Consider the following 24194-nt stretch of genomic DNA (forward strand, 5'->3'; position numbering starts at 1 on the left):
AACCAATTAAGACGGCTTGGCGCGATCCGCGGACAATATTTGAGGGTTTTGATGACTGCTCGATCCAGCCTGACGGTGGTGCTCGCGGCCGGCGAGGGCACGCGCATGCGATCCTCGCTGCCGAAGGTCCTGCATCCCGTCGCCGGAGAGTCGCTGTTGTCCCATGTGCTGCGTGCCGCGCCGAATGGCACAGGCGCTTCGCTGGCAGTGGTGGTCGGGCCGGACCATCAGGCGGTCGCGGATGAGACGCGGCGGGTCCGTTCTGACGCCAGTACCTTCGTGCAGCGCGAGCGGCTCGGCACGGCCCATGCGGTGCTGGCGGCGCGCGAGGCGATCGCTGATGGAGCCAACGATCTCCTGATCGCGTTCGGCGACACGCCACTGATATCGGCGGAGACCTTCGAGCGACTGCGCGCGCCGCTGAAGAATGGCGCCGCGCTCGCGGTGCTCGGCTTCCGCGCCGCCGATCCCACCGGCTACGGCCGGCTGGTGGTCGAGAACGGCAGGCTCGTTGCGATCCGCGAGCAGGCCGACGCCAGCGCCGAGGAACGCAAGATCACGCTGTGCAATGCCGGCGTGATGGCGTTCGACGGGCGCAAAGCGCTCGGCATCCTCGATGAGATCGGCAATGCCAATGCCAAGGGCGAATATTACCTGACCGATGCCGTCGCCATCGTACGTGAAAAAGGATTGGAGGCCGTCGTGATCGAGACCAGCGAAGACGAAGTGCGCGGCATCAACACCAAGGCGCAGCTTGCGGAAGCCGAAGCGGTGCTGCAGGCGCGGTTGCGCAAGGCTGCGATGGAGGCCGGCGTGACGCTGATCGCGCCGGAGACCGTCTATCTCGCCGCCGACACCAAATTCGGCCGTGACGTCACCATCGAGCCCTTCGTGGTGATCGGCCCCGGCGTGAGCATCGGCGATGGCGCGGTGATCCACTCCTTCTCGCACATCGTCGAGGCCACGATCGGCAACAAGGTCTCGATCGGTCCCTATGCGCGGCTGCGGCCCGGCACCTCGCTCGGCGACGGCTCGCGGATCGGCAATTTCGTGGAGACCAAGGCTGCGATCCTGGAGGCGGGCGTCAAGGTCAATCATCTCTCTTACGTTGGCGACGCCCATGTCGGCGCCAACTCCAATCTCGGTGCCGGCACCATCACTTGCAATTATGACGGCTTCCTCAAGCACAAGACCCTGATCGGCAAGGGCGCCTTCATCGGCACCAATTCCTCGCTGGTCGCGCCCGTGAAGATCGGTGCCGGCGCCTATATCGGCTCGGGCTCCGTCATCACCAAGGACGTGCCCGACGATGCGATGGCCGTCGAACGCAGCCCGCAATCCGTCCGCGAAGGCGGCGCTGCGCGCTATCGTGAGATCAAGATGAAAGCGAAGGCCGCGAAGGGAAGCTGACGCCGTAGATTGCTTGTCCCGTAGGATGGGCAGAGCGGAAGCGAAACCCATCGCTCTACCCATCCTACGATGTCGTGCTCTCTTTCGACGGAATGACTGCGGCGGTTTGTGGCGATAGGAAGGGGCAGGTTGGATCCGTCTGCCGCACCCGTTAATCTTCCCTTTAACACTGTCTCAATCCGCAATAATTATTGAGTTTGTTGGTACCCGCGTTTCCCGTTAAGGGAGCGTGTCGTCGGTTTGGCAAATTTTCGGCGATTTGGGGATTTTGATCCGCATGTGCGGCATTATCGGCATTCTCGGACGGGCACCGGTTGCGGAGCAGCTGGTCGATTCGCTCAAGCGACTTGAATATCGCGGCTACGATTCCGCTGGTGTCGCCACGCTGGAGGGCGACCATCTGGTGCGGCGGCGCGCGGAAGGAAAATTGAAGAACCTGGAAGCGCGTTTGCACGCCGAGCCGCTCGATGGTCACACCGGCATCGGGCATACGCGCTGGGCGACGCATGGCCGGCCGACCGAGGGCAATGCGCATCCGCATGCGACGGACAACGTCGCTGTCGTCCACAACGGCATCATCGAGAATTTTCGCGAATTGCGCCAGGAGCTCGAGAAGCAGGGCGCGAAATTCTCCAGCGAAACTGACACCGAGGTCGTCGCCCATCTCGTCAACTCCTACCTCCTGAAGGGCTATTCGCCGCAGGACGCGGTGAAGGCGTCGCTGCCGCAGCTCCGCGGCGCGTTCGCGCTGGCGTTCCTGTTCAACGGCCACAATGACCTCCTGATCGGCGCCCGCAAAGGTTCGCCGCTCGCGGTCGGGCATGGCGACGGCGAAATGTATCTGGGATCGGACGCGATCGCGCTGGCGCCGTTCACCGATACGATCAGCTATCTCGAGGACGGCGACTGGGTGGTGCTGTCGCGCGAGGTCGGCGTGATCTATGACGAGCATGGCGCGGTCGCCAACCGCGAGGTGCTGAAGTCAGGCGCATCGGCATTCCTGGTCGATAAGGCCAACTACCGCCACTTCATGGCCAAGGAAATCCACGAGCAACCGGAAGTGGTTGGCCACACTCTCGCCCGCTATATCGACATGGCGACCGAGCGGGTCACGTTGCCGGTCAAGCTGCCGTTCGATTTCAAGGATATCCAGCGCGTCTCGATCACCGCCTGCGGCACCGCGAACTATGCGGGCTATGTCGGGAAATATTGGCTGGAGCGGTTCTCGCGCCTGCCGGTCGAGATCGATATCGCGTCCGAATTCCGCTACCGCGAGGCGCCTTTGCGGAAAGGCGATCTTGCGATCTTCATCTCGCAATCCGGCGAGACTGCCGACACGCTGGCCGCGTTGCGTTACGCGAAAGAGCAGGGCGCGCATACGGTTTCGGTGGTGAACGTGCCGACCTCGACGATCGCGCGCGAGAGCGAGACCGTGCTGCAGACGCTGGCCGGTCCCGAGATCGGTGTCGCCTCGACCAAGGCCTTCACCTGCCAGCTCATGGTGCTGGCATCGCTCGCGGTCGCCGCCGGCAAGGCGCGCGGCGAACTGTCGGATGCGGACGAGGCCCGGCTCGTACACGGCCTCGTCGAGGTTCCCCGATTGATCGCGGCGGCGCTGACCACGGAGCCGCAGATCGAGAAGCTCGCGCGCGAGATCTCCAAATCGCACGATGTGCTCTATCTCGGCCGCGGCACCAGCTATCCGCTCGCGCTCGAGGGTGCGCTGAAGCTGAAGGAGATTTCCTACATCCACGCCGAGGGCTATGCCGCCGGCGAGCTCAAGCACGGGCCGATCGCGCTGATCGACGAGAACATGCCGGTCGTGGTGATCGCGCCTTTCGACAAGGTGTTCGAGAAGACCGTCTCCAACATGCAGGAAGTGGCCGCCCGCGGCGGCAACATCATCCTGATGACCGATGCCAAGGGGGCGGCGGAGGCGACCGTCGATTCCCTGGTCACGATCGTGCTACCGGACATGGCGGCGGCCTTTACGCCGATAGTCTATGCCGTTCCGGTGCAGCTCCTCGCCTATCATACCGCAGTGGTCATGGGCACGGACGTCGACCAGCCGCGCAACCTTGCGAAGTCGGTTACGGTCGAATAGCCGCAACCGCCCGGATTACGTTGGCCCTTCAAAAACCTGCTAGGATGGCTTAGCTGGGAGATTCTGGCTGCGCCCTGCGACCTGGAACCATAATGAGCCCCGAGAATCCGCCTCCGATCCCGCCCCCGGGCGAACACTCGCCAGACGGCCCGCGCGGCCTGATGGCCCGCTTTCGAAACTATTTCCTGACCGGGCTGATCGTCACGGGGCCAGTGGCGATCACCCTCTATCTGACCTGGTGGTTCGTGACCTGGGTCGACGGCCTGGTGCGACCGTTCGTGCCTTCGGCCTATCGCCCTGAAACCTACCTGCCATTCGGCGTGCCCGGTTCCGGGCTGGTCGTCGCGGTGATCGCGCTGACGCTGCTCGGTTTCCTTACCGCGAATTTGATCGGACGGACGCTGGTCGATCTCGGCGAGCGACTGCTGGGGCGGATTCCGGCGGTGCGCGCGATCTATCGCGGCCTCAAGCAGGTGTTCGAGACGCTGTTCTCGGGCAACGGATCGAGCTTCCGCCGCGTCGGCCTGGTCGAATTTCCCTCGCCGGGCATGTGGTCGATTGTCCTGATCTCGCAATCGCCGAGCGCGAACATCGCGGCGAGTCTGCCGGGCGAGGAGGAACACATCTCGGTGTTCCTGCCATGCTCGCCGAACCCGACCACCGGCTTTTTCTTCTACGTGCCGAAGAGCAAGATCATCGAAGTCGAGCTGAGCGCCGAGGATGCCGCGACATTGATCATGTCCGCCGGCGTCGTCCAGCCGGGCTCCGGCGATGCAAAGCGCGTCGCCGCGCTGGCCGGTGTCGCCAATGCCGCCCGCATCGCCAACTCCGCCTCCACGCTGCAGCCGAAGCCCGCGCCCGCGAAAGTGGAATAGGGCTCTCCCGATTTTGAAGGTGAGGCGAACTCGTGCTCGCCTTCGGATCGTTCTACAAATGCGGTCTCGCAAAAACCTTCAGGATCCATCATGTCCAATACGATCGCGATCCTCGCGCCGGGTGCCATGGGCAGCGCGGTGGCGCAACGCCTGGCCGAACACGGCGCCCGCGTCCTGACCTCACTTCACGGCCGGAGCGAAGCGAGCGCCAAACGCGCGGCGGCCGCCGGCATGATGGCGGCCGACGACGCTGATATCGCCGCTGCCGACATCATCTTGTCGATCGTGCCGCCCGGCGAGGCGATCGCGCTGGCCGAGCAGTTGGCGGCCAATATCGCGAAACACCGAACGAGACCTGTCGTCGTCGATTGCAATGCCGTCAATGTCGAGACGGTGCAGAAGGTTGGCGAAATCATCGCCGCTTCCGGCGCGCGCTTCGTCGATGGTGGCATCATCGGCCTGCCGCCGAAGCCGGGCTCGGCTGGACCGGCGTTCTACGTCTCGGGCGAACATGCGCAGGACCTCGCAGTGCTCAAGCAATTCGGTCTCGACTTGCGCATCGTCGAAGGGCCGGTCGGCGCTGCTTCCGCGCTCAAGATGTCGTATGCGGGCATCAACAAGGGCCTGACGGCCGTCGGCGCCGCCATGGTGCTGGCGGCCACGCGCGCGGGCGCCGCGGACGCGTTGCGCGACGAACTGGCACTCAGCCAGCCGCACATTTTGGCGCGGATCGGGAATGCGCTGCCCGATATGGTGCCGAAGGCGTATCGCTGGGTCGCCGAGATGCGCGAGATCGCCGCTTTCCTCGGCCCGGATCATCCCGCCAGTCTCGCCTATGAGGGATTCGCGCGGCTGTTCGAGCACATCGCTGCGGATGCGAGCGGCGCGGGCGAGGACGTCGCGAAGCTGCGGGCGTTCGCCGAGAGCTGCAAGGCGAAGAATAGCTAAAAAGCTACCACCGTCATTGCGAGGAGCGAAGCGACGAAGCAATCCATTGTCACCGCGTGCGTGGAGGCATGGATTGCTTCGCCGCGCTCGCGATGACGGGGTAAGAGCCAGTCAGATCAACGTGTCGTACAAATCTTTCCAATCCGGGTTCACAGCTTCAATCAGGGCGATCTTCTTCGCGCGGCTGCCGGCCTTGATCTGTTTTTCGCGCGCGATGGCGTCGAGCATGGTGTCGTGGAGTTCGTACCAGACCAGCACCTTGCAGCCGTATTTCGCCGTAAAGCCTTCTACGAGTCCTTCGCGATGCTCAAAGGCCCTCTTCGGCAGATACGATGTCACACCCGCATAGAGCGTTCCATGACGCTTGTTTGCGACGATGTACACGCACGGCTGCTTCATTCGTTCGCCCTCCACAACGCAAACTTACACCGTCATAGCGAGGAGCGAAAGCGACGAAGCAATCCATTGGCTTTCGAGAGCGCGGAAAGGTGGATTGCTTCGCTTGCGCTCGCAATGACGGCGGTTGGGGTTGCGCGGTCCTGCTGCCACAAACACCGTCATTGCGAGGAGCGAAGCGACGAAGCAATCCACGTCTCCGCTTGCCGTACCATGGATTGCTTCCCTGCGCTCGCAATGACGGGGAAGAACGTCACCCCGCGCCGATCAGGGGGATCGCTTCGTCACGTTCGAACAGGTAGAGCAGGCAGCGCAAGGCGTCGCCGCGCTCGCCTTTCAGCTTCGGATTGTCCTTCATAATGTGTAGCGCTTCGTCGCGGGCCTGCGCGATGAGCTGGCCGTGCACCTCAGGGCGCGCGATGCGGTAGCCTGGAAGGCCGCTTTGGCGGATGCCGAGCACGTCGCCTTCGCCGCGCAGCTTCAGGTCTTCCTCGGCGATACGGAAGCCGTCGGTGGTTTCGCGGATCGCTTTAAGCCGCGCTTTTGCGATTTCGCCGAGCGGCTCCTGGTAGAGCAGCAGGCAGGTTGACGCCTCCGAGCCGCGCCCGATCCGGCCGCGAAGCTGGTGCAGTTGCGCAAGTCCAAAACGCTCTGCGTTCTCGATCACCATGATGGTCGCCGCCGGTACGTCGACGCCAACCTCGACGACCGTGGTGGCGACCAGCAGCGTGATCTCATGCGCGGCGAACTGCGCCATCACGGCGTCCTTCTCCGCGCCCTTCATCTGGCCGTGGACGAGGCCGACACTGTCGCCGAAACGCTTCTGCAGGCTCTCGAACCGCTTCGTCGCGTTGGTCAGGTGTTCGGTGCCTTCGGCTTCGGATTCCTCCACCAGCGGGCAGATCCAGTAGACCAGCTTGCCCGCCGTCAGCGCGCGGCCGACGGCGTCGATGACGTCGCTGATGCGGCTCGCCGGCACGGCGCGGGTATCGATCGGCTGGCGGCCGGCCGGTTTTTCTCGCAATTCGGAGATGTCCATGTCGCCGAAATAGGTGAGCACCAGCGTGCGCGGGATGGGCGTGGCGCTCAGCACCAACACGTCCACCGCTTCGCCTTTCGATGTCAGCGCCAGCCGCTCGCGCACGCCGAAGCGATGCTGCTCATCGACGATCGCAAGCGCCAGCGACTTGAAGATCACGTCGTCCTGGATCAGCGCATGTGTGCCGACCAAAAGATCGATCCCGCCGGCCTCGAGCCTGGCCAGCAATTCGCGCCGCTCCTTGCCCTTCTCGCGGCCGGTGAGGATCGCGACACGAAGACCGGCGCGCTCCGCAAGCGGGGCGATGGTCTTGATGTGCTGCCGCGCCAGGATTTCGGTCGGCGCCATCAGCGCGGCCTGCTTGCCGACTTCGGCGACGGCCGCGGCCGCGAGCAGCGCCACCACGGTCTTGCCGGACCCGACGTCGCCCTGCAGCAGGCGCAGCATGCGCACCGGCTGGCGCAGATCTTCTGCAATCGCCGCCATAGCGGAGCGTTGCGAAGCCGTCAGTGCATAGGGCAGCGCGTCGATGATCTTGTTGCGCAGATGGCCGTCGCCTGCATTGCGGTCGCCGGCAGGCCGGCGGAGTTGGGCGCGGATCAGCGCCAGCGCCAATTGCCCGGCGAGCAGCTCGTCGAAGGCAAGGCGCGACCAGAACGGGCCGTCAGGCAGGATGTCGGTGAGCTCGACCGGCACATGGACACGCTGCAGCGCTTCCGCGATCGGCGGAAAGCTGCAGCGGCGCAGCACCTCGGGCCTGATCCACTCCGGCAATGCAGGAAGCTTCTGCAATGCCTGCGCGGTCGCGCGCCGCAGTGAGCCGATCGCAAGTCCCTCGGTCAGCGGATAAACCGGATCGATGCCGGAGAGTTTTGCAAAACCTTCTTCGTCGACGACGCGGTCGGGATGCACGATCTGCGGGATGCCGTCGTACATCTGCAAGGTGCCGGAGACATAGCGCTTGGTTCCGACGGGAAGCAGCTTCTCGACATAGCCCGGCTGGGCGCGGAAGAAGGTGAGCACCACATCGGCGGTGTCGTCGCTGGCATAGACGAGATAGGGCGCACGCGAACTGCGCGGCGGGGCCGGGCGATGGCGGTCGATCGTGACCTCAAGCGTCACCATCGTGCCCGGAACCGCGTCGCGGATCTTCGGCCGCGCGCGGCGGTCGATCACGCTTGCGGGCAGATGCAGCAACAGATCGACCAGCCGCGGCGTCTCGCTGCGGTCGAGCAGATAGCGGAGCAGCTTGTCCTGCTTCGGCCCGACGCCTGACAGGCTCGTGACCGGCGCAAACAGGGGATTGAGCAGAGCAGGGCGCATTCAGGTCTTTCGTCGTGCGAGACGCGTCATGCGCGGACTTGATCCGCGCATCCATCTTCAAGAGAGGATGGATTGCCGGGTCAAGCCCGGCAATGACGGGAGGCGTTGATAATTGGGAACAAGAAGGGCTGACATCGGTCATCCCAGTCGCTATATCACCCCCGCCCGGCACGTCCGGGCTTTTGGCGTTTGGATGGATTTGGCGACATGACGGGAACGACACGGTCGAGCGGCGGGCTCGACGACCGCCGCAAGCGGCTATTGTTTCGCTGCTGGCATCGTGGCACCCGCGAGATGGACCTCATCCTCGGCCGCTTTGCGGACGCCGAAATCGGCAACCTCTCGGAGGCCGAACTGTCCGAACTGGAGCATCTGCTCGAGGTGCCCGATCCCGACCTCTATGCCGCGCTGATCGGCGACAGGCCGCTTGACGAGGCAGGGGCGCTGTTTGCCCGCATCAAGGCGTTTCGCGCGGTGGAACACGACACATGAAACCACAAGCCAAATCGCCCGCCGCGCTGCTGGCCCCCGGGCGCGCGGTGACCTTTGCCAATGTCGCGGAGGGGGCCGAGGGGCTCATCATCGCCGATCTCGCGCGCGCGATCGCGGCGAAGCCGAAGCGGCCGGCGGTCAGCCTTGCCGTGGTCTGCCGCGACGGGGCGCGGATGCAGCAGCTTGCCCGCGCACTGGAATTCTTCGCGCCCGATCTTGCCGTGATGCAGTTCCCGGCCTGGGACTGCCAGCCCTATGACCGTGTCTCGCCGCATGGTGGCGTCCTGGCGCAGCGCCTGACCACGCTGGCACGACTGTCGCGGCTCGCCGGCAGCGACAAGCCTCTGATCGTGCTGACCACCGTGAACGCCATCGTGCAGCGGGTGCCGGCGCGCGAGGTGGTGGCGGCGCAGGCGCTGTCGGTCGCGCCGGGCCATGTCGTGCCGATGGACTCGATCGTCGCCTGGCTTGAGCACAATGGCTATACGCGCTCCTCCACCGTGCGCGAGCCCGGCGAATATGCGGTGCGCGGCGGCATCCTCGACCTGTTTCCGGCCGGGCTCGAGCAGCCCGTGCGCTTCGATTTCTTCGGCGATTCCCTGGAATCGATCCGCACCTTCGATGCCGAGACCCAGCGTACGCTCCTGGACATGCGCGGGCTCGATCTGGTTCCGGTCTCGGAATTCCAGCTCACCACGGAAACCATCCGTCGCTTCCGGATGGGCTATGTCGCCGCCTTCGGCGCGCCGGAGCGCGACGATGCGCTGTATGAAGCCGTCACCGAAGGCCGCCGCCATCCCGGCATGGAGCACTGGCTGCCGCTGTTCCAGGAGCGGATGGACACGCTGCTCGACTATCTCGACGGCGCGCCGATCGCGATCGAGCCGCAGGGCGAGGACGCCGCGCGCGAGCGCTTCAAGCAGATTGTCGACTACTATGACGCGCGGCGCGAGGCGATGGAGCATCCCGGTCGCGGCGCGATCTACAAGCCCCTGCCGCCGGACCAGCTCTATCTCACCGAGGCAGAATGGACGCAGCGCCTGAACGATGGCGCACTGGCGCGGCTGACGCCGTTTGCCGTGCCCGAAGGCAGCACGGAGGTGTTCGACGCCGGCGCGCGGCAGGGCCGCAACTTCGCGCCGGAGCGCGCCGATACCTCCATCAACGTGTTCCAGGCCGTCGCCGCCCATGTGCAGGCCCTGCAGGCGCAGCGCAAGAAGGTGGTGATTGCGTTGTGGAGCGAGGGCTCGCGCGACCGCATGGGCTCGATGCTTCAGGACCACAAGCTCCACAATGTCACCAACGTCAACACCTGGCGCATGGTGCAGGCGACGCCGCGCAACGAGGCAATGCTCGCTGTGCTCGGCATGGAATCGGGCTTCGAGACCGACGATGTCGCCGTCATCAGCGAGCAGGATATCCTGGGCGACCGCCTGGTGCGGCCGCGCAAGGCGCATCGCAAGCTCGACAACTTCATCTCGGAGGTCACGAGCCTGTCGGCCGGCGATCTCGTCGTCCATGTCGAGCACGGCATCGGCCGCTTCGTCGGCCTGCAGACGCTGGAGGTCGGGGGCGCGCCGCATGACTGTCTCGAGCTGCATTATGCGGCGGAGACAAAACTGTTTCTGCCGGTCGAGAACATCGAGCTGCTGTCGCGCTACGGCTCCGACAGCGCCAATGTCGAATTGGATCGTCTCGGCGGCACCGGCTGGCAGGCGCGCAAGGCGAAACTGAAGAACCGCATCCGCGAGATCGCGGGCGAATTGATCAAGATCGCGGCCGAGCGCATGCTGCATGAAGCGCCGAAGATGCCGGTGCAGCCGCATGTCTATGACGAGTTCTGCGCGCGCTTCCCCTATGAGGAGACCGAGGACCAGCTCGGCGCGATCAACTCGACGCTGAAGGACCTCGAGAGCGGCCGCCCCATGGACCGGCTGATCTGCGGCGATGTCGGCTTCGGCAAGACCGAAGTGGCGCTGCGCGCGGCATTTGCGGTCGCGCTCGACGGCAAGCAGGTTGCGGTGGTGGTGCCGACCACGCTGCTCGCGCGCCAGCACAGCAAGACCTTTGCCGAGCGCTTCCGCGGCTTCCCGGTCAATGTCGCGCAGGCCTCGCGGCTGATCCCGACAAAGGAGCTGACGCAGGTCAAGAAGGGGCTCACTGACGGCAGCGTCGATGTCGTCGTCGGCACCCATGCGCTGCTCGGCAAGTCGATCAAGTTCAAGGACCTGGGCCTTTTGATCGTCGACGAGGAACAGCATTTCGGCGTCGGCCACAAGGAGCGGCTGAAGCAGCTCCGGGCGCAGGTGCATGTGCTGACGCTGTCCGCGACGCCGATCCCGCGCACGCTGCAGCTTGCACTGACCGGCGTGCGCGAGCTCTCGATCATTGCCTCGCCCCCGGTCGACCGGCTCGCGGTGCGCACCTTCGTCGCGCCGCATGATCCCTTGATGATTCGCGAGGCGCTGCTTCGCGAGCGTTATCGCGGCGGACAGGCGTTCTATGTGGTGCCGCGGATCGAGGATCTCGCTGGTGTCAAGGACTTCCTCGACAAGAACGTGCCGGAGATGAAGGTCGCGGTGGCGCACGGCCAGATGCCGCCGACCGTGATCGAGGACATCATGTCGGCGTTCTACGACGGCAAATACGACATCCTGCTGTCGACCACGATCGTCGAGTCAGGGCTCGATATCCCCAATGCCAACACGCTGATCGTGCATCGCGCCGACATGTTCGGCCTTGCCCAGCTCTATCAGCTCCGCGGCCGCGTCGGTCGCTCGAAGCTGCGGGCCTATGCGCTGTTCACGCTGCCGGCGCAGCAGAAGATCACGGCGCAGGCCGAACGGCGGCTCAAGGTGCTGCAGTCGCTGGAGACGCTGGGCGCGGGCTTCCAGCTCGCTTCCCACGACCTCGACATCCGTGGCGCCGGCAATCTGCTCGGCGAGGAGCAATCCGGTCACATCAAGGAAGTCGGCTTCGAACTCTATCAATCGATGCTGGAGGAGGCGATCGTCAACCTCAAAGCCGGCGTCGCCGAGCCTGCCGCCGACCGCTGGTCGCCGCAGATCACGATCGGCATGCCCGTGCTCATTCCGGAGGATTACGTCAACGATCTTTCGGTGCGGCTGTCGCTGTACCGGCGGCTCGCCGATCTCGACACCGAAGAGGAGATCGACAATTTCGCAGTCGAGATGCGCGACCGCTTCGGCGTGCTGCCCGACGAGGTGCGCTATCTGTTCAAGGTCGCCACCATCAAGGCCTATTGCCGCCGCGCCAATGTCGAGAAGGTCGATGCCGGCCCGAAGGGCGCCGTGATCTCGTTCCGCGACAATGCCTTTGCCCAGCCGGACCGCCTGGTTGCCTTCATCCGCCAGCATGGCCAAGCCGCCAAGGTGCGGCCCGACATGAAGGTCGTGTTCTTCCAGGAATGGAAGACTCCGGAGGAACGGCTTGCAGGGACAACGGAAATCCTGCGGCAACTTGCCAATCTCGCCGAGAACAAGAAGGCGGCGTAAGCTTGCCTTCCCGTCCGCGGGATGCCGGTCGCGCAGCGCGGCCGATCCCGAGCTTTTGAGACAATAGCTGGCTGTTAATATTACTGCTTAACTACCAGTTAAGTATGCGTTGGCGGCACGAAAGCGCATGGCCTAGCGTGCGCCGAGTGCGGCTCCGTAATTGGCGAGTTGGTGCGTACCATGAGCTATCGAATCTGTGGCGCGTTGATCGCGTCTGTTGGCGCAGCAGCGCTTCTGTTCGCTGCGAATGATGCATCCGCGAGGTCGGGAGGAGCAGCGCGCGCCGGGGTTGCTTCGGCGCCGTCGGTTGTGCGCGGGCACGTTGGTCCTGCGTTCCGGCCGCATCGGCGAGGCTTTGTCGGTGGCTTCTGGCCGGGCACAGCAGGCTATTTCGATGCGCCAGCGGTCGGCGAAGGCATCGCCGGCATGCCGCAATCGCAATCTGTCTCGGGCGACTTCCGCAACACCTACACCTATGACGTCCCCTGGGACTGGGCCCATCGCTATCCGCCAATGGTTGAACCTTCCGATCGACCCTATGTCTCGAGCTGTCCCTCGGAGAGCGTGACGGTCCCCGGACGGCGCGGCGGTGAGCACACCGTCAACATCACGCGCTGCTACTGACCAAGAAGCTTACGGCTGCGCCTGGCTGCCCCACGCATCGAGGCCGAGTTTCCAGAGCGGCGGCAGATCGGCGAAAGGCGGTGTGGTGTGTGCGATGACGATGGCCGCACGGCGGCTGTCCGAGTCGATCTTGCTGTTGATCGCCTTGACGTGCGCGTTGATCGTGGCGACGCCCTGGCTCGCGTGATGGAACTCGGAAAAGCTCACAACTTCCGCGTCGATCAGGCGAATGATGCTCGTGAACGGCACGCTAGGCGGCGCGTTCAGATCGGGCTCGGACTCGGAAAGGCGAATGATCTCGGCGTCGAGATCATTGTCCCTGTTGTCCATGGGATTCTGCGTTGCAGTTTCTGGTTGAGATTGAATCTATTTTGCGCGCAGTTTGCAGCAATCGGGAACCCGATCTGTTGCAGCAAAGCCTCGCTCGTTTTCCTTATCGCTCACAGCGACGCCTGTATACCCCTTCGGGTAGTGGTCAGATCGTGATTCATCTAAGACTGTTCGCAACGCATCCGCGTGCGTCGTTTCGCTCGGTGTCATCGAGGAGCAAGCGCAAGTATGAACGTTGCTGTACTCCAATGTCGCGAACTCTCTCGTGAACATCGGCTTCGGCAATGGGCAAGTCGCAGCACAGATTGATGTGATCAGAAATCGTGCGGGTGGTTTCGCGACAACAGAGACGTGCGCGGAAAATTGGTAGTGGGTCGTGGGGGCTGCAATGACGTGGAAATGTTCGGACCGCCAGTCGCGGGGCCACGATTGTCATCGCCGGCACGTTCGGCGCGTCATGCGCGTCGGTTCCACCGCTTTTTGTGTGGTTGTCGGCTTCACCATGGCGGCGTGGGCTGACGGAGGTCAGGGCGGCGCCGGGTTCGGCTGGACCCCTGGGGGTGGCGGCGCTGGTTACACCGGGAATCCAGGCCATAGCGTACGTGCTGATTCGCTCGCTGGCGGCGGCGGCGGCGGCGCGGGGGGCGGTAACGGCGGTAGCGCGTTCAGCGGTCTCCCTGGTGGCACCGGAGGTACGGCGAGCGATCCGAACGGTCACGATGGACAGAGCGACTTCTTCGGGGGCAGCGGCGGCGGCGGCGGGTACAATGGCAACGGTGCCGGCACGGCAGTCTTGACCAACACTGGAACGATGATCGGCGGCCGAGGCGGCAAGGGTGGCGACGGCAATCTGGCGACGACGGGCGCGGGCGGCGGCGGCGGCGGGGCAGGTGGCTATGGTGCCGTGATCACCGGCAGCGGCGCCAGCAGCAATAGCGGGACCATCACCGGTGGCAATGGCGGCGACGGTGGCAAGTCGGGAAGGTACGGTGGCCCCCCGTATCCTGACACCGGCGGCGGTGGCGGCGGCGGCGGTGTGGGCGTTCAATTCAGTGCCACAGGCGCCAGCTTCACCAACACTGGAGGAATTGCTGGTGGCATCGGCGGGATGGCCGGAGCAGCCGTCGGCGCTGGAGGGGGCGGCGTCGGAGGCACTGGCGGTGCCGGCCTTGTCGGGGCCGCGCTTTCGGTTATCAACACCGGAAACATCGCCGGCGGTACCGGCGGCAGCGGCGCCGTGGGATATGGCGGCGTCCTGGCTCCCGCTGGGAGCGGCGGCGCTGGCGTGTCTCTGAGTGCCGCCTCGTCGCTCGACAACCGCGGCATCATTCGCGGCGGTCTCGGAGGCGGCAGCGGTGGGGCGGGGGGCAGTGGTGGCGGAGCCGGTGCCATTCTGTCGGGTTCATCCCTCAGCAACACAGGATCGATCATCGGGGGAGATGGCGGGAGCGGCGGCACCCTTGGCGGCGGCGCCGGCATCGTCGGCACGGATGCCACTGTCATCAACAACGGCACGATTTCAGGCGGCTTGTCCAACGACGGCGTGACACGTGCCAATGCTCTCACGTTTCTTGGTGGGGCAAACACACTCATCTTCGGCAGTTCGACGCCGGGCCTGACCGGCAATATTGCAATCCAGGCCGGCACGCTGACGTTTGACCAGTCGTCGGACATGACGCTCAGCAATGTGATCACCGGAGGCGGTGCTCTCATCAAGGCCGGTTTGAAGACCCTGGTTCTCAACGGCCAGAGCACCTACACCGGCCCAACCACCGTCAATGCCGGCAAGCTCGTGGTCGGCGATGACAACCACGCCGGCGCGAGCCTCGCCAGCACCGTCGCTGTGAACGGCGGCGGCACGCTCGGCGGCATCGGTACCATCGGTGGCCTCGCTGTTGCGAATGGCGGCGCCGTCGCGCCCGGCAATTCGATCGGCACCCTGAACGTCGCCGGCAATGTCAGCTTCGCGGCGGGCTCGATCTACCAAGTCGAGACCAATGCGGCCGGCCAATCCGATCGGATTGTCGCTACCGGGACCGCAAGCCTCACGGGGGGCACCGTGCTGGCGCTGGCGCAGAGCGGAATCTTTTCGCCGCAGACAGCCTACACCATCCTCACCGCGAACGGCGGCGTCACCGGCACGTTTGCGGATGTCAGCAGCAGCCTCATCTTCCTGACGCCGACTTTGAGCTACGGTGCCAACGACGTATTCCTGAGATTCGCCCGCAGCAGCACCGCATTCCCCGACGTCGCGGAGACCCCAAACCAGCGCGCGGCGGCCGGCGGCTTGCAGGAGAGTTCACTGACCAGCCCGCTGGTGATTGCCGTGCTCAACCAGAGTGCGGCCGGCGCGCGGCAGGCGTTCGATGCGCTGTCGGGCGAAGTGCATGCCAGCGCGCAGACCGCAATGATCGACGACGCCCGCTATCTGCGCGAGGCCGTGCTCGGACGGTTGCGGCAGGCTTCATTCACCGGCGACGCGGGGCCGATGGCCGCGCTCACCTCCGGAGGCCCGCAGTTGGCCGCATCGGCCAGTCCTGCGCTCGCCTATGCGGAGGTGGGCAAATCGGCTTTCCCGATGAAAGCGCCGCCCGCAGTGCCCGCAGTGCTTCCCGAGACGGCGGTCTGGGCGCAGGGCGTCGGCGCCTGGGGCCGGCTCGACGGCAACGGCAATGCCGCTGGCATGACGCGCGATCTTGCCGGCTTCTTCAGCGGCGTCGATCATCGCTTCGCTCCCAACTGGATCGTGGGCATCGCCGGCGGCTACACCAGTTCAACCGTCCGCGTCAGCGACCGGACGAGTTCCGCTGATGTCGAGACCGCCCATCTCGCCGGTTATGTCGGTGCGACCTACGGTGCGCTCAGCCTGCGCGGCGGTGCGGCGGCAAGCTTCAGCACGCTCGATACCAGCCGTTCGATCGTCTTCCCGAACTTCTTCGACACCGCGCGCGCCCGCTACGACGCCACCACGGCGCAGGTGTTCGGCGAGGTGGGTTATGGGCTGACCGTCGGACAGGTTGCGCTCGAACCGTTTGCGGGGCTCGCCTGGGTCCATCTCGACACCAACAGTTTCAATGAGACCGGCGGTAGCGGCATCGCCGCGTTGCTCGGCTCCGGCACCAAGGAAGACGTCGGCTACTCGACGCTCGGCGCGCGCATCGCCACCAGCTTCCGGCTGACGAACGGCATGTCGCTGACGCCGCGCGCCTCGGTGGCGTGGCAGTACGCGCTCGGTGATGTCACCCCGACGGCGGCGCTGGCGTTCCAGAGCACGGGCGCGAACTTCATGGTCGCGGGCGTGCCGCTCGCGCGCAACGCGGCGCTGGTCGAAGGCGGGCTCGACCTGCGGGTCATGCCGCAAGCCAGCGTCGGCATCTCCTATGTCGGCCAGCTCGCGGACCGCGTGCAGGATCATTCGGTCAAGGGCAGCTTCTCCTGGAGATTCTAGAGCCCGATCCGGAAAAGTAGAAACCGGCTTTCCCTCGCGACAACGCGAAGCGTTCGCGCGGAGATCATGATCTAGGAGCGCACTAGCAGAGGCGCGACGCAAACCCCACCACACGCGACGAGTGTCGTGCGGGGAACTTCGGCGTGGCGGCAGCCAGGGCAGCGCTCTCCACCCCGAAGGTTCCTGCCGCAACCATAAGAGCGCGATCACGATCAGCGGCGCATAGCGGTGGCGCTTCTGGCGCAATCCTATGTCCTCGGAGGTAAGGGTCCGTTTCGGAGACAACACGGAGATCATCCATGTCTCAGGCTGAACACTTCGATATCGTCATCCTCGGCAGCGGTCAGGGCGGCAAGCAGCTCGCATGGCATCTTGGCCGTTCCGGCAAGAAAGTCGCCGTGGTCGAGCGCCGCTGGGTCGGCGGCTCCTGCCCGGCAGTCGCCTGTCTCCCGTCGAAGAATGAAATCTGGAGTGCGCGGGTCGCTCACCTCGTGCGGAACGCTGCGCATTTCGGGACACTGACTGGCGCCGTCAAGACCGATATGGGCAAGATGCGCGCTCGCAAACAGGGCATGGTCGACCGCGAGATCGCATTCCACCTGAACGCCTACAAGGAGAGCGGCGCAGAACTCATCATGGGCAGCGGCCACTTCGTGGGTCCGAAGACCCTTCAGGTAGCGTTGAACGATGGGGGTACCCGCTTGCTCGCGGGTGACGAGGTTGTCCTCAATGTTGGTACGCACGCAGCCATTCCTGAGATCGCCGGTCTCAAGGCCGCGCGTGCGCTCACTCACATTGAAGCGCTTGAGGTCGACTATTTGCCGTCGCACCTGATCGTGCTCGGGGGCGGCTATGTCGGCGTCGAGATGGCGCAGGGCTTCCGCCGGTTCGGCAGCCGGGTGACGATCATCGAGCCAGGTCGCCAGCTCATGGGACGGGAAGATGCCGATGCGGCCGAAGAGATTCAGCGCATTCTGAGCGGTGAGGGGATTGACGTGTTGCTGAACGCCCAGCCCGTCAGTGTCCATGGTGTTTCCGGCGATACGGTCTCGGTGAGCGTGCGCACCCCCAAGGGTGAAGAGAAGATCGAAGGCAGCGACTTGCTTGTGGCGGTTGGCCGCGTCGCCAACACTGCCGGCATCGGGCTCGATGAAGCTGGAATAGAACTCGATGCCCGCGGCTTCATTCGTGTCAACGAGCGCCTGCAAACGACCGCGCCCGGTGTCTGGGCGATCGGCGAATGCTGCGGCAGCCCCCAGTTCACGCATGTCTCGATCGATGACTTCAGAATTGTAAGGGACAACATGGCCGGCGGCAGCCGCAGGACCGACGATCGCCTCATTCCCTATGTCGTGTTCACCGATCCGCCGCTCGCACGTGTCGGCCTCTCCGAGCAGGAAGCCAAGCGGCAGGGTATCCCTGCGCGTGTCGCGAAGCTGCCGATGAGTCATGTCCTGCGCACGGGGGCAACCGACGAGACCGATGGCTTCATGAAGGTGGTCGTCAGCGCGAATGACGACCGTGTCCTCGGCTTCTCAATGATCGGTTCCGAGGCCGGCGAGGTCATGGCCGTCATCCAGACCGCAATGCTCGCCGGCTTGCCGTACCCAAAGTTGCGTGATGCCGTCATCGCCCATCTCACCATCGCGGAAGGATTGGGGCCGCTATTCGCAAACGTGCCGCCGCGGTCTTGATCGGACGACGCGGGCGCTCCTTGCGCCGCTATGATGCCGCGCGGTGCGCCTCGTCGTGTAGCCGCGCGAGCAGCGATCTTGCCGTGTCGTTCGACAGCAGCGTAGCGACGCTCACGCTGGGATCGGAACGCATATCGTGCGTGCCATGGCTGGTGTGGCGCATGACGCTGGACAGGCGACGCGCGATGGCATGGGCGTTGCGCAAGTCGGCGCCCGCGAATACGACGATGACCGATCCGTCTTCCTGGGCCGCGCCGAAATCCATCTGGCGCATCAGGCGGCTGATAATGCGCGCGCCGTCGAATTGCGCGCGGGGATGGTCGGGATCGAAGGCGAAGCGCGCCACACTCAACGCGCCGCCGTGCTCGGTGGCCTGATAGACGGCGGTGGCGAAATCGCGCTCAAAGGCAATGCGGGTGAGCAGGCCAGTGCGCGCATCGATCAGGCCCTCGGCGTCGATCGCGCGCAACGTCCGGCTCAAATGCACTTCGAATGCGTGCTGGCGCACCAAGGGCAGAGCGATCGCGGCGACGTCGGCCGGCTCGCGGGCAACCAGCTCGAGATGGGGCAGTTCGTAGCTGGGGGCAAGCCCGTCCGGCGTTACCACGACCGGCAGATTGCGGAAGCGGGCGTCTTCGGCAAGCACCGTCAGGAAGGCATCGATCACACGCAGCGTAAAGCCTTCGCCGAGAACGATGCCATCGACGTCGCGAGAATTGAGATGCTTGGCGGCCGCCTCGATGCTGAGCGCGCCGACCACGCCGCAACGCTCGCCGAGCACAACCGAGAGCGCCGGGTAGGCGCCGCCGCGGCCAATCAAGAGCACGGTCGCGTCGCGGCTGGTGTCGATATCCGACAGCAGGATCGGCGAGGGCGGTACCAGGCGCCGCATCACGGTCGAATGCAGCGAGCGGATGCGCAGCACCGCGTTCAGACGCGCGACCAGGCGGCTGGGATGCTTCTCGGCATGAAAGAACGGAATGGCATTGTCGGGCAATGCCGCTTCGGGATTGACGGCGATCAGCGGCAGATAGGGCTGGCGTGGCGCGATCATCGCTGCCAATTCGGCAAGTCCCGCCTCATCTCTGCTCGAGGCAGCGGCGATCACGGCGGCTGGCTGTACCTGGGTGACGGCGCGCGCGGCGTCAGTCCATGTGGTCTCGATCACCGGAAACAGCCTGCTCTCATCGAGCGCGCGCGCAAAGGCTGGCCGACCCGTGGTCGAGGCAATCAGGATCGGGCCTTGCTGGGGCATTCGGCAACTCGGATCGGGCGGAAGCGTTGGCTGCGATGCTAGTTGCCGCCGCTTAATGCAGCGTCAACGTTAGTTCATGATCCGATTTGACGGAATCGGATCATGAACTCATCTCCTTGTTTGAGCATGATCTTTTCGGAAAACCGGTTTCCACTTTTCCGGATCATGCTCTAACGCGGGGTTTGCTCAGATGCCGCCGGTCCGATCGCGAAAGGCTTCGACCATCAATGGATTGAGGCCGAGTTCTGTCATGGCGTTGCGGGCGCGCGCATTGTCCTGGGCGCGCCCTGCGAGGCGATGGCCGGCGAGGCGGTCGGGCAGAGCGGTGAGCAACGCGCCCTGGCCGAGTCGGCGCGACCATTCCTGCAGGTCGTTGGCGAGGAAGCGGTAGCCACCAACCGCCATGATGCCGGACGGAGGCGCGGTGATATTGATGGCGCCGGTCGAACGGTCGAGCCGCGCTGCATATTCAGTGTCGACGTAGTCGCGGGGGGGCGGCGTTATCAACGTGTCGTTCGGCACTTGCGGCGGTGCGTAGGCTGCGGCGGGCACCATCGGCCCACGCAGGCCAAGCGTACCCGTTGGCGTCAGCAGGATCTCGCCGGCAATGGAGGAGCCCGGAAGCTCGCGCGGCGCGCCATGCGGACCCGGTTTGATCGGCGCTGGCGAACCGTCCTCGGCGGTCCGGCGCGCGCCAAACAGGCCGGCTTCTCCGAACAGATAGACGTCCGTCAGCGTCGCGCGCTGCGCGGTCCAGGACGCGCCGGCGGCGACCTGTTCGGGCGCCCGCCACAGCCCGATCACGTTGCGCACGCTCGGCATGTTGACGTCGAGGTCAAGTTCAGCCAGCCGCAGCGCCAGAGGCGCAGGCGTAATCAGCGTGTCGCAGGCATGGTCGTTGATCTGGGTCCGCAGCACCTCTTCATCGAAGGGGTGGTGCAGCACCAAAGTGCCGCCGGTGAGCAGCCAGACCGCAAGCGAAGAAGCCAGGCCAGCGAAGGACATCGGGGTAAAAGTTGACATGATGGTTGCGCCCTGCGGCACGTCGCTTTCCAGCGACATCGCAAGTCCGCCGGCGATCACGGCGAAATGGGCGCGCGGTACCGGACGGAAGCCATCGGCGGTCACATCGAAGGAGATCAGCGAGGCCTTGCGGCCGTCCTGGATCACCGCCCGCGTGGTCCAGGATTCCCGCAGGATAGCTTGGTCGAGCGACGCCATGCCTTCAGGCAGGTCGCTGCCGAAACCGCAGACATGGCGGATCGAGAACGCTTCCGCCGCCGCGTTCATCGCGAAGTCGGCGTAGATGACGCCGTCGATCCGGCTCGTCGTCACGATTGCCCGCGCGGCGGTGCGGTTCAATGCCGCGGTCAGTTCGGCGTGCCGCCAAAGCAGCGGCATCGGCGCGACCACCAGGCCGCAGCGATGGGCCGCCAGCACCGTCAGCGCGAATTCGACCGTGTTCGGCAATTGCACGGCCAGCACGGAATTGGCCGGCAATCCCGCTTCAATGAAATGCGCCGCTAGCGCCGAGATCGCGCGGTCGGCTTGCGCATAGGTCAGCCGCTTGCGCGTCTGGCCGGTGATGCGCTGCTTGTTGAGCGGATCGACCAGCGCCAGTGCGTCCGGCTGCCGCGCCAGCACGCGCTTGAACAGGGAATCAAGAGTGGGCGAAGCGGGCTGGGTCACGGGTTCAACGTCGGTTGCATCAACTTCGGTTGCATTACTTGGCCTGCGGCTACTTCGGTTGCGGCTCTGGCTTCTGCCACCAGGTCTCCGGCAGGTAGCCGGTCAGGGCAGTGCTCTCTGGTCGTTCTATCCGATTCCAGCGCGCGATCCATTGCTCCGCGATGTTAAACAGGGGAATTGCGTAGAAGCCGGACATCAGCGTGCGGTCCAGCCCCCGCACCGCCGAGACGAAGGCGGCCTGCTCCCGCGCCTCCAGCAGTGCGGCGATCAGGGCGTCGATCGCCGGATCCTTGGCGCCCATGTAATTCCGGGTGCCCGGGATATCGGCGGCCTGGCTGCCCCAATAGAACGACTGCTCGTTGCCGGGCGACAGCGATTGATCCCAGCGGTTCTGGAGCATGTCGAACTCGTAGCCGAGCCGGCGCTGGTCGAACTGGACCGGATCGACCGCGCGCACCCGCGCCTCGATGCCGGCACGCTTGAGGTCGCGCTGGTAGGCGAGCGCGATCCGCTCCTGGTCGCGGGTCGTCACCAGGATCTCGAATGCAAACGGCGCCTTGGTCGCGCGGTTGCGCAAGACGGTGCCGTTGAGCTCGTAGCCGGCCTCCGACAGCAATGCGAGTGCGCTACGCAGCGCGGTGCGATCGCGGCCTGAGCCGTCACTGACCGGCAGGTGATAACTGCCGTCGAGAATGTCGGGCACAATATGCGCGTTCGCCTGCTGCAGCAATTCTCGTTCGCGCTCGTCGGCAGGGCGGCCATAGGCGGACAGTTCCGAGCCGGCGAAGAAGCTGCCGCTGCGGGCATAGAGGCCGAAGAAGTAGTTGCGGTTGATCCATTCGAAATCGAACAGGAGCGTCAGCGCCTTGCGCACGCGGACGTCTGCAAATAGCGGACGGCGGGTGTTGAACACCAGGTATTCGGAAGGTTGCGGCGTTCCGGTCTTGATGGTGTGGCGGATCACCTCGCCGTTGCGGGCCGCGGGGAAATCATAGCCGTCATGCCAGCGCAGCGGCTCGGCCTCGACGCGGAAATCGTAGAGCCCGCGCTTGAAGGCTTCGAACTGGCCGTTGGCCTCGCGGTAGAAATCGAGCCTGATCTCGTCGAAATTGTAGAGGCCGCGATTGATCGGAAGGTCGCGGCCCCAATAATCCGGATTGCGCACCAGCGTGACGCTCGCGCCCGGCTTCACCGCGCCGACGCGATAGGGGCCGGAGCCGATCGGTCCCGTCAGTGTTGTGTCCTCGAAGGTCGCCGGATCGACCGCGTGTTTCGGCAACACCGGCATCAAGCCGAGAATCAGCGGCAGTTCGCGGTCGTTGGCGCCTGTGAGATCGAAGCGCACCGTGAGCGGATCGGGGGAATCGGCTTTCGCGACTTTCGCATAATATTGCCGGTGGTTGGGACGGCCGTGATCGCGCAGGAGCTCCCAGGAGAACAGCACGTCTTCGGCCGTGACGGGCTTGCCGTCGGAGAAGCGGGCGTGGGGATCGAGATGGAAGGTAACGTAGCTTCTCGCATCGTCGGTCTCGACGGTCTTGGCGAGCAGGCCGTAGAGCGTGAACGGCTCGTTGTTGCCGCGCGCCAGCAGGCTCTCGACGACGAAGCCCCTGATCTGCTGCACCGCGAGACCACGAACGATCAGCGGGTTGAGGCTGTCGAACGTCCCGAGAATGCCCCAGGTCAGTCGGCCGCCCTTGCGCGCGTCGGGATTGGCGTAGGGCATATGGGTGAAATCGGCCGGCAATGCCGGCGCGCCGTGCATCGCGATCGCATAACTTTCCGCCGCCTGCGCCGGGCTGGTCCCGACCAGCGCGAGCACCATGGCAAAACCCAGCGCGGCGAGGGCGCCACGCCCAGATGCAACCCAAGAAACGCGCGGAGCAACGCGTCGGTCTGATTCGCGAAATCTCACGGAACGAGCTTTACCACAGGACCCTGCAACTCGCCGTGACGTTGGGGCAAACCTGTTTGCCGGCATTGATCTTTTCGTCTGCCGCTGTATTGAAGGCGTGCAATTGAACAAGGCGGCAACGCCTGTCACGTATCCGCCTCAATTGACTAGGAGACAGCCGCCCCAAACGGCTAGGTGTCGGTGCCTGCAGCGGTTTCGGGCGCCGCCGTTGAGAAAGGGTTTTCCGCAATGAATTTCCGTATCTTGGCCGCGTCGGCCCGGCCGCGTGGGCGAATTTTCGCCGCCTTGGCAGCGACGGCCCTGTCCGCGGCCGTGCTTGTTCCCGAGGCCGGAGCTCAGCAGCCGGCGGCTCCCGCCGCGCCAGCGGCACCGAAGGCTGCTCCCAAGGCGGCGCCGAAGGCTGCCCCCAAGGCGCCCGCGCCGGCGGCCCAAGGTCAGCCGCCCGCCCAGGGCGCTCCGACCGCGCAAGCCCAGCCGCAGCAGCCGCCGCCCCAGGATCAGCAGGTTCAGCTCATCTACGCGCCCTGGACCAAGTTCTGCCTCAAGGGCCAGGATGCCAACGCCAAGCAAGTCTGCTTCACGGGCAAGGACGGCCGTATCGAGTCCGGCCAGCCGGTGATCGCCGCCGTGATCATCGAGCCCGAGGGTGAGCCGAAGAAGATCCTGCGCGTCACGCTCCCGCTCGGCATGCAGCTCGTGCACGGCACCCGCATCATCGTCGACAACAACCCGCCGCAGCAGGCGCCCTATGTGATCTGCTTCGCCAATGGCTGCATGTCGGACTATGAGGCAACCCCCGATCTGCTCAACAGCCTGAAGAAGGGCCAGAACCTGGTGGTGCAGGCGATCAACGCCAACGGCGCGCCGCTGACGCTGCCGCTGCCGCTCGTCAACGAATTCGCCAAAGCCTATGACGGTCCGCCGACCGACCCGAAGGTGTTCGAGGAAAACCAGAAGAAGCTGCAGGAAGAGCTGCAGAAGCGCGCGGAAGAGGCCCGCAAGAAGCTTGAGGCCAATCCGCCGGCGACGGGCGTCTCCAGCCCGCCCCCCGCGAAGTAACAGCGGGAAGCTTCCCGATACGTCAAAGGCGCTCCGGCAGGAGCGCCTTTTTTGCTACGGGAACGATCTGATCCGCGC

General features: G+C 65.0%; 16 protein-coding genes. 10 read left to right on the plus strand and 6 right to left on the minus strand.

Annotated features, from left to right (window positions below; translation table 11 throughout):
• Window positions 1-51 precede the first annotated feature (51 nt).
• The 4 genes from glmU (at window position 52) to AC5ZGW_RS22520 (ending at window position 5337) form a co-directional block, all read left to right on the plus strand.
• The gene (glmU, locus tag AC5ZGW_RS22505; protein ID WP_130230675.1) at window positions 52-1410 is read left to right on the plus strand and encodes a bifunctional UDP-N-acetylglucosamine diphosphorylase/glucosamine-1-phosphate N-acetyltransferase GlmU; all 1359 of its coding nucleotides are present in this window, start codon (window positions 52-54) and stop codon (window positions 1408-1410) included.
• 277 nt (window positions 1411-1687) lie between these two features.
• Window positions 1688-3514, plus strand: coding sequence for a glutamine--fructose-6-phosphate transaminase (isomerizing) (gene glmS, locus AC5ZGW_RS22510; protein ID WP_130230673.1), 1827 nt, complete (start codon window positions 1688-1690; stop codon window positions 3512-3514).
• 92 nt (window positions 3515-3606) lie between these two features.
• Complete coding sequence (locus AC5ZGW_RS22515; protein WP_165435607.1) at window positions 3607-4389, plus strand: DUF502 domain-containing protein; 783 nt, start codon at window positions 3607-3609, stop codon at window positions 4387-4389.
• A gap of 90 nt (window positions 4390-4479) precedes the next feature.
• Entirely contained in the window at window positions 4480-5337 is an 858-nt protein-coding gene (locus tag AC5ZGW_RS22520) for a DUF1932 domain-containing protein (RefSeq protein ID WP_463327423.1), read from the plus strand.
• Window positions 5338-5448: 111 nt separating this feature from the next.
• On the opposite strand, the gene AC5ZGW_RS22525 is transcribed toward AC5ZGW_RS22520, so the two are convergent.
• The gene (locus tag AC5ZGW_RS22525) at window positions 5449-5736 is read right to left on the minus strand and encodes a GIY-YIG nuclease family protein (protein WP_130229499.1); all 288 of its coding nucleotides are present in this window, start codon (window positions 5734-5736) and stop codon (window positions 5449-5451) included.
• A 250-nt stretch (window positions 5737-5986) separates the two neighbouring features.
• Complete coding sequence (gene recG, locus AC5ZGW_RS22530) at window positions 5987-8095, minus strand: ATP-dependent DNA helicase RecG (RefSeq protein WP_130229498.1); 2109 nt, start codon at window positions 8093-8095, stop codon at window positions 5987-5989.
• A gap of 207 nt (window positions 8096-8302) precedes the next feature.
• Here recG and AC5ZGW_RS22535 point away from each other — a divergent pair, with 207 nt between their 5' ends.
• The 3 genes from AC5ZGW_RS22535 (at window position 8303) to AC5ZGW_RS22545 (ending at window position 12726) form a co-directional block, all read left to right on the plus strand.
• Entirely contained in the window at window positions 8303-8587 is a 285-nt protein-coding gene (locus tag AC5ZGW_RS22535; RefSeq protein WP_028163490.1) for an FAD assembly factor SdhE, read from the plus strand.
• Window positions 8584-12102, plus strand: a complete 3519-nt coding sequence (gene mfd, locus AC5ZGW_RS22540; protein ID WP_130229497.1) for a transcription-repair coupling factor — start codon at window positions 8584-8586, stop codon at window positions 12100-12102. The genes AC5ZGW_RS22535 and mfd overlap by 4 nt, the downstream gene beginning before the upstream one ends.
• 180 nt (window positions 12103-12282) lie before the next feature.
• Window positions 12283-12726 carry a hypothetical protein gene (locus AC5ZGW_RS22545; protein ID WP_130229496.1) on the plus strand — a complete coding sequence of 148 codons (444 nt, stop codon included), beginning with the start codon at window positions 12283-12285 and terminating at the stop codon, window positions 12724-12726.
• Window positions 12727-12735: 9 nt separating this feature from the next.
• Here the strand turns inward: AC5ZGW_RS22545 and AC5ZGW_RS22550 are convergent, their stop codons facing one another.
• Window positions 12736-13056: a hypothetical protein gene (locus AC5ZGW_RS22550; protein WP_245475040.1), complete on the minus strand. Its 321-nt coding sequence runs from the start codon at window positions 13054-13056 to the stop codon at window positions 12736-12738.
• Between the two features lie 457 nt (window positions 13057-13513).
• Between AC5ZGW_RS22550 and AC5ZGW_RS22555 the strand changes: the two genes are divergently transcribed.
• Together AC5ZGW_RS22555 and AC5ZGW_RS22560 are read left to right on the plus strand one after the other, a co-directional pair.
• Window positions 13514-16504 (plus strand): autotransporter outer membrane beta-barrel domain-containing protein, encoded by a 2991-nt coding sequence (locus AC5ZGW_RS22555; RefSeq protein ID WP_496113961.1) that lies wholly within the window; start codon window positions 13514-13516, stop codon window positions 16502-16504.
• Between the two features lie 299 nt (window positions 16505-16803).
• Window positions 16804-18198: a mercuric reductase gene (locus AC5ZGW_RS22560; RefSeq protein ID WP_130229493.1), complete on the plus strand. Its 1395-nt coding sequence runs from the start codon at window positions 16804-16806 to the stop codon at window positions 18196-18198.
• A 28-nt stretch (window positions 18199-18226) separates the two neighbouring features.
• On the opposite strand, the gene AC5ZGW_RS22565 is transcribed toward AC5ZGW_RS22560, so the two are convergent.
• The 3 genes from AC5ZGW_RS22565 to AC5ZGW_RS22575 form a co-directional block, all read right to left on the minus strand.
• Complete coding sequence (locus AC5ZGW_RS22565) at window positions 18227-19453, minus strand: GGDEF domain-containing protein (protein WP_130229492.1); 1227 nt, start codon at window positions 19451-19453, stop codon at window positions 18227-18229.
• 186 nt (window positions 19454-19639) lie between these two features.
• On the minus strand, window positions 19640-21142 hold the full coding sequence (locus tag AC5ZGW_RS22570) for a class I adenylate-forming enzyme family protein (RefSeq protein ID WP_130229491.1): 1503 nt from the start codon (window positions 21140-21142) through the stop codon (window positions 19640-19642).
• Between the two features lie 49 nt (window positions 21143-21191).
• On the minus strand, window positions 21192-22967 hold the full coding sequence (locus AC5ZGW_RS22575; protein WP_130229490.1) for an extracellular solute-binding protein: 1776 nt from the start codon (window positions 22965-22967) through the stop codon (window positions 21192-21194).
• Between the two features lie 318 nt (window positions 22968-23285).
• Between AC5ZGW_RS22575 and AC5ZGW_RS22580 the strand changes: the two genes are divergently transcribed.
• Entirely contained in the window at window positions 23286-24116 is an 831-nt protein-coding gene (locus AC5ZGW_RS22580; RefSeq protein ID WP_463327427.1) for an invasion associated locus B family protein, read from the plus strand.
• Window positions 24117-24194: the final 78 nt, after the last annotated feature.

Source organism: Bradyrhizobium sp. Crot121 (assembly GCF_059512385.1).

Bases quoted from the DNA above. Each gene is read 5' to 3' on its own strand.
- recG (WP_130229498.1), bottom strand. From the start codon at position 8,095: ATGCGCCCTGCTCTGCTCAATCCCCTGTTTGCGCCGGTCACGAGCCTG.
- AC5ZGW_RS22525 (WP_130229499.1), bottom strand. From the start codon at position 5,736: ATGAAGCAGCCGTGCGTGTACATCGTCGCAAACAAGCGTCATGGAACG.
- AC5ZGW_RS22520 (WP_463327423.1), top strand. From the start codon at position 4,480: ATGTCCAATACGATCGCGATCCTCGCGCCGGGTGCCATGGGCAGCGCG.
- AC5ZGW_RS22515 (WP_165435607.1), top strand. From the start codon at position 3,607: ATGAGCCCCGAGAATCCGCCTCCGATCCCGCCCCCGGGCGAACACTCG.
- AC5ZGW_RS22580 (WP_463327427.1), top strand. From the start codon at position 23,286: ATGAATTTCCGTATCTTGGCCGCGTCGGCCCGGCCGCGTGGGCGAATT.
- AC5ZGW_RS22560 (WP_130229493.1), top strand. From the start codon at position 16,804: ATGTCTCAGGCTGAACACTTCGATATCGTCATCCTCGGCAGCGGTCAG.
- glmU (WP_130230675.1), top strand. From the start codon at position 52: ATGACTGCTCGATCCAGCCTGACGGTGGTGCTCGCGGCCGGCGAGGGC.
- AC5ZGW_RS22535 (WP_028163490.1), top strand. From the start codon at position 8,303: ATGACGGGAACGACACGGTCGAGCGGCGGGCTCGACGACCGCCGCAAG.
- AC5ZGW_RS22575 (WP_130229490.1), bottom strand. From the start codon at position 22,967: ATGGTGCTCGCGCTGGTCGGGACCAGCCCGGCGCAGGCGGCGGAAAGT.
- AC5ZGW_RS22555 (WP_496113961.1), top strand. From the start codon at position 13,514: ATGCGCGTCGGTTCCACCGCTTTTTGTGTGGTTGTCGGCTTCACCATG.
- AC5ZGW_RS22565 (WP_130229492.1), bottom strand. From the start codon at position 19,453: ATGCCCCAGCAAGGCCCGATCCTGATTGCCTCGACCACGGGTCGGCCA.
- mfd (WP_130229497.1), top strand. From the start codon at position 8,584: ATGAAACCACAAGCCAAATCGCCCGCCGCGCTGCTGGCCCCCGGGCGC.
- AC5ZGW_RS22545 (WP_130229496.1), top strand. From the start codon at position 12,283: ATGAGCTATCGAATCTGTGGCGCGTTGATCGCGTCTGTTGGCGCAGCA.
- AC5ZGW_RS22550 (WP_245475040.1), bottom strand. From the start codon at position 13,056: ATGGACAACAGGGACAATGATCTCGACGCCGAGATCATTCGCCTTTCC.
- glmS (WP_130230673.1), top strand. From the start codon at position 1,688: ATGTGCGGCATTATCGGCATTCTCGGACGGGCACCGGTTGCGGAGCAG.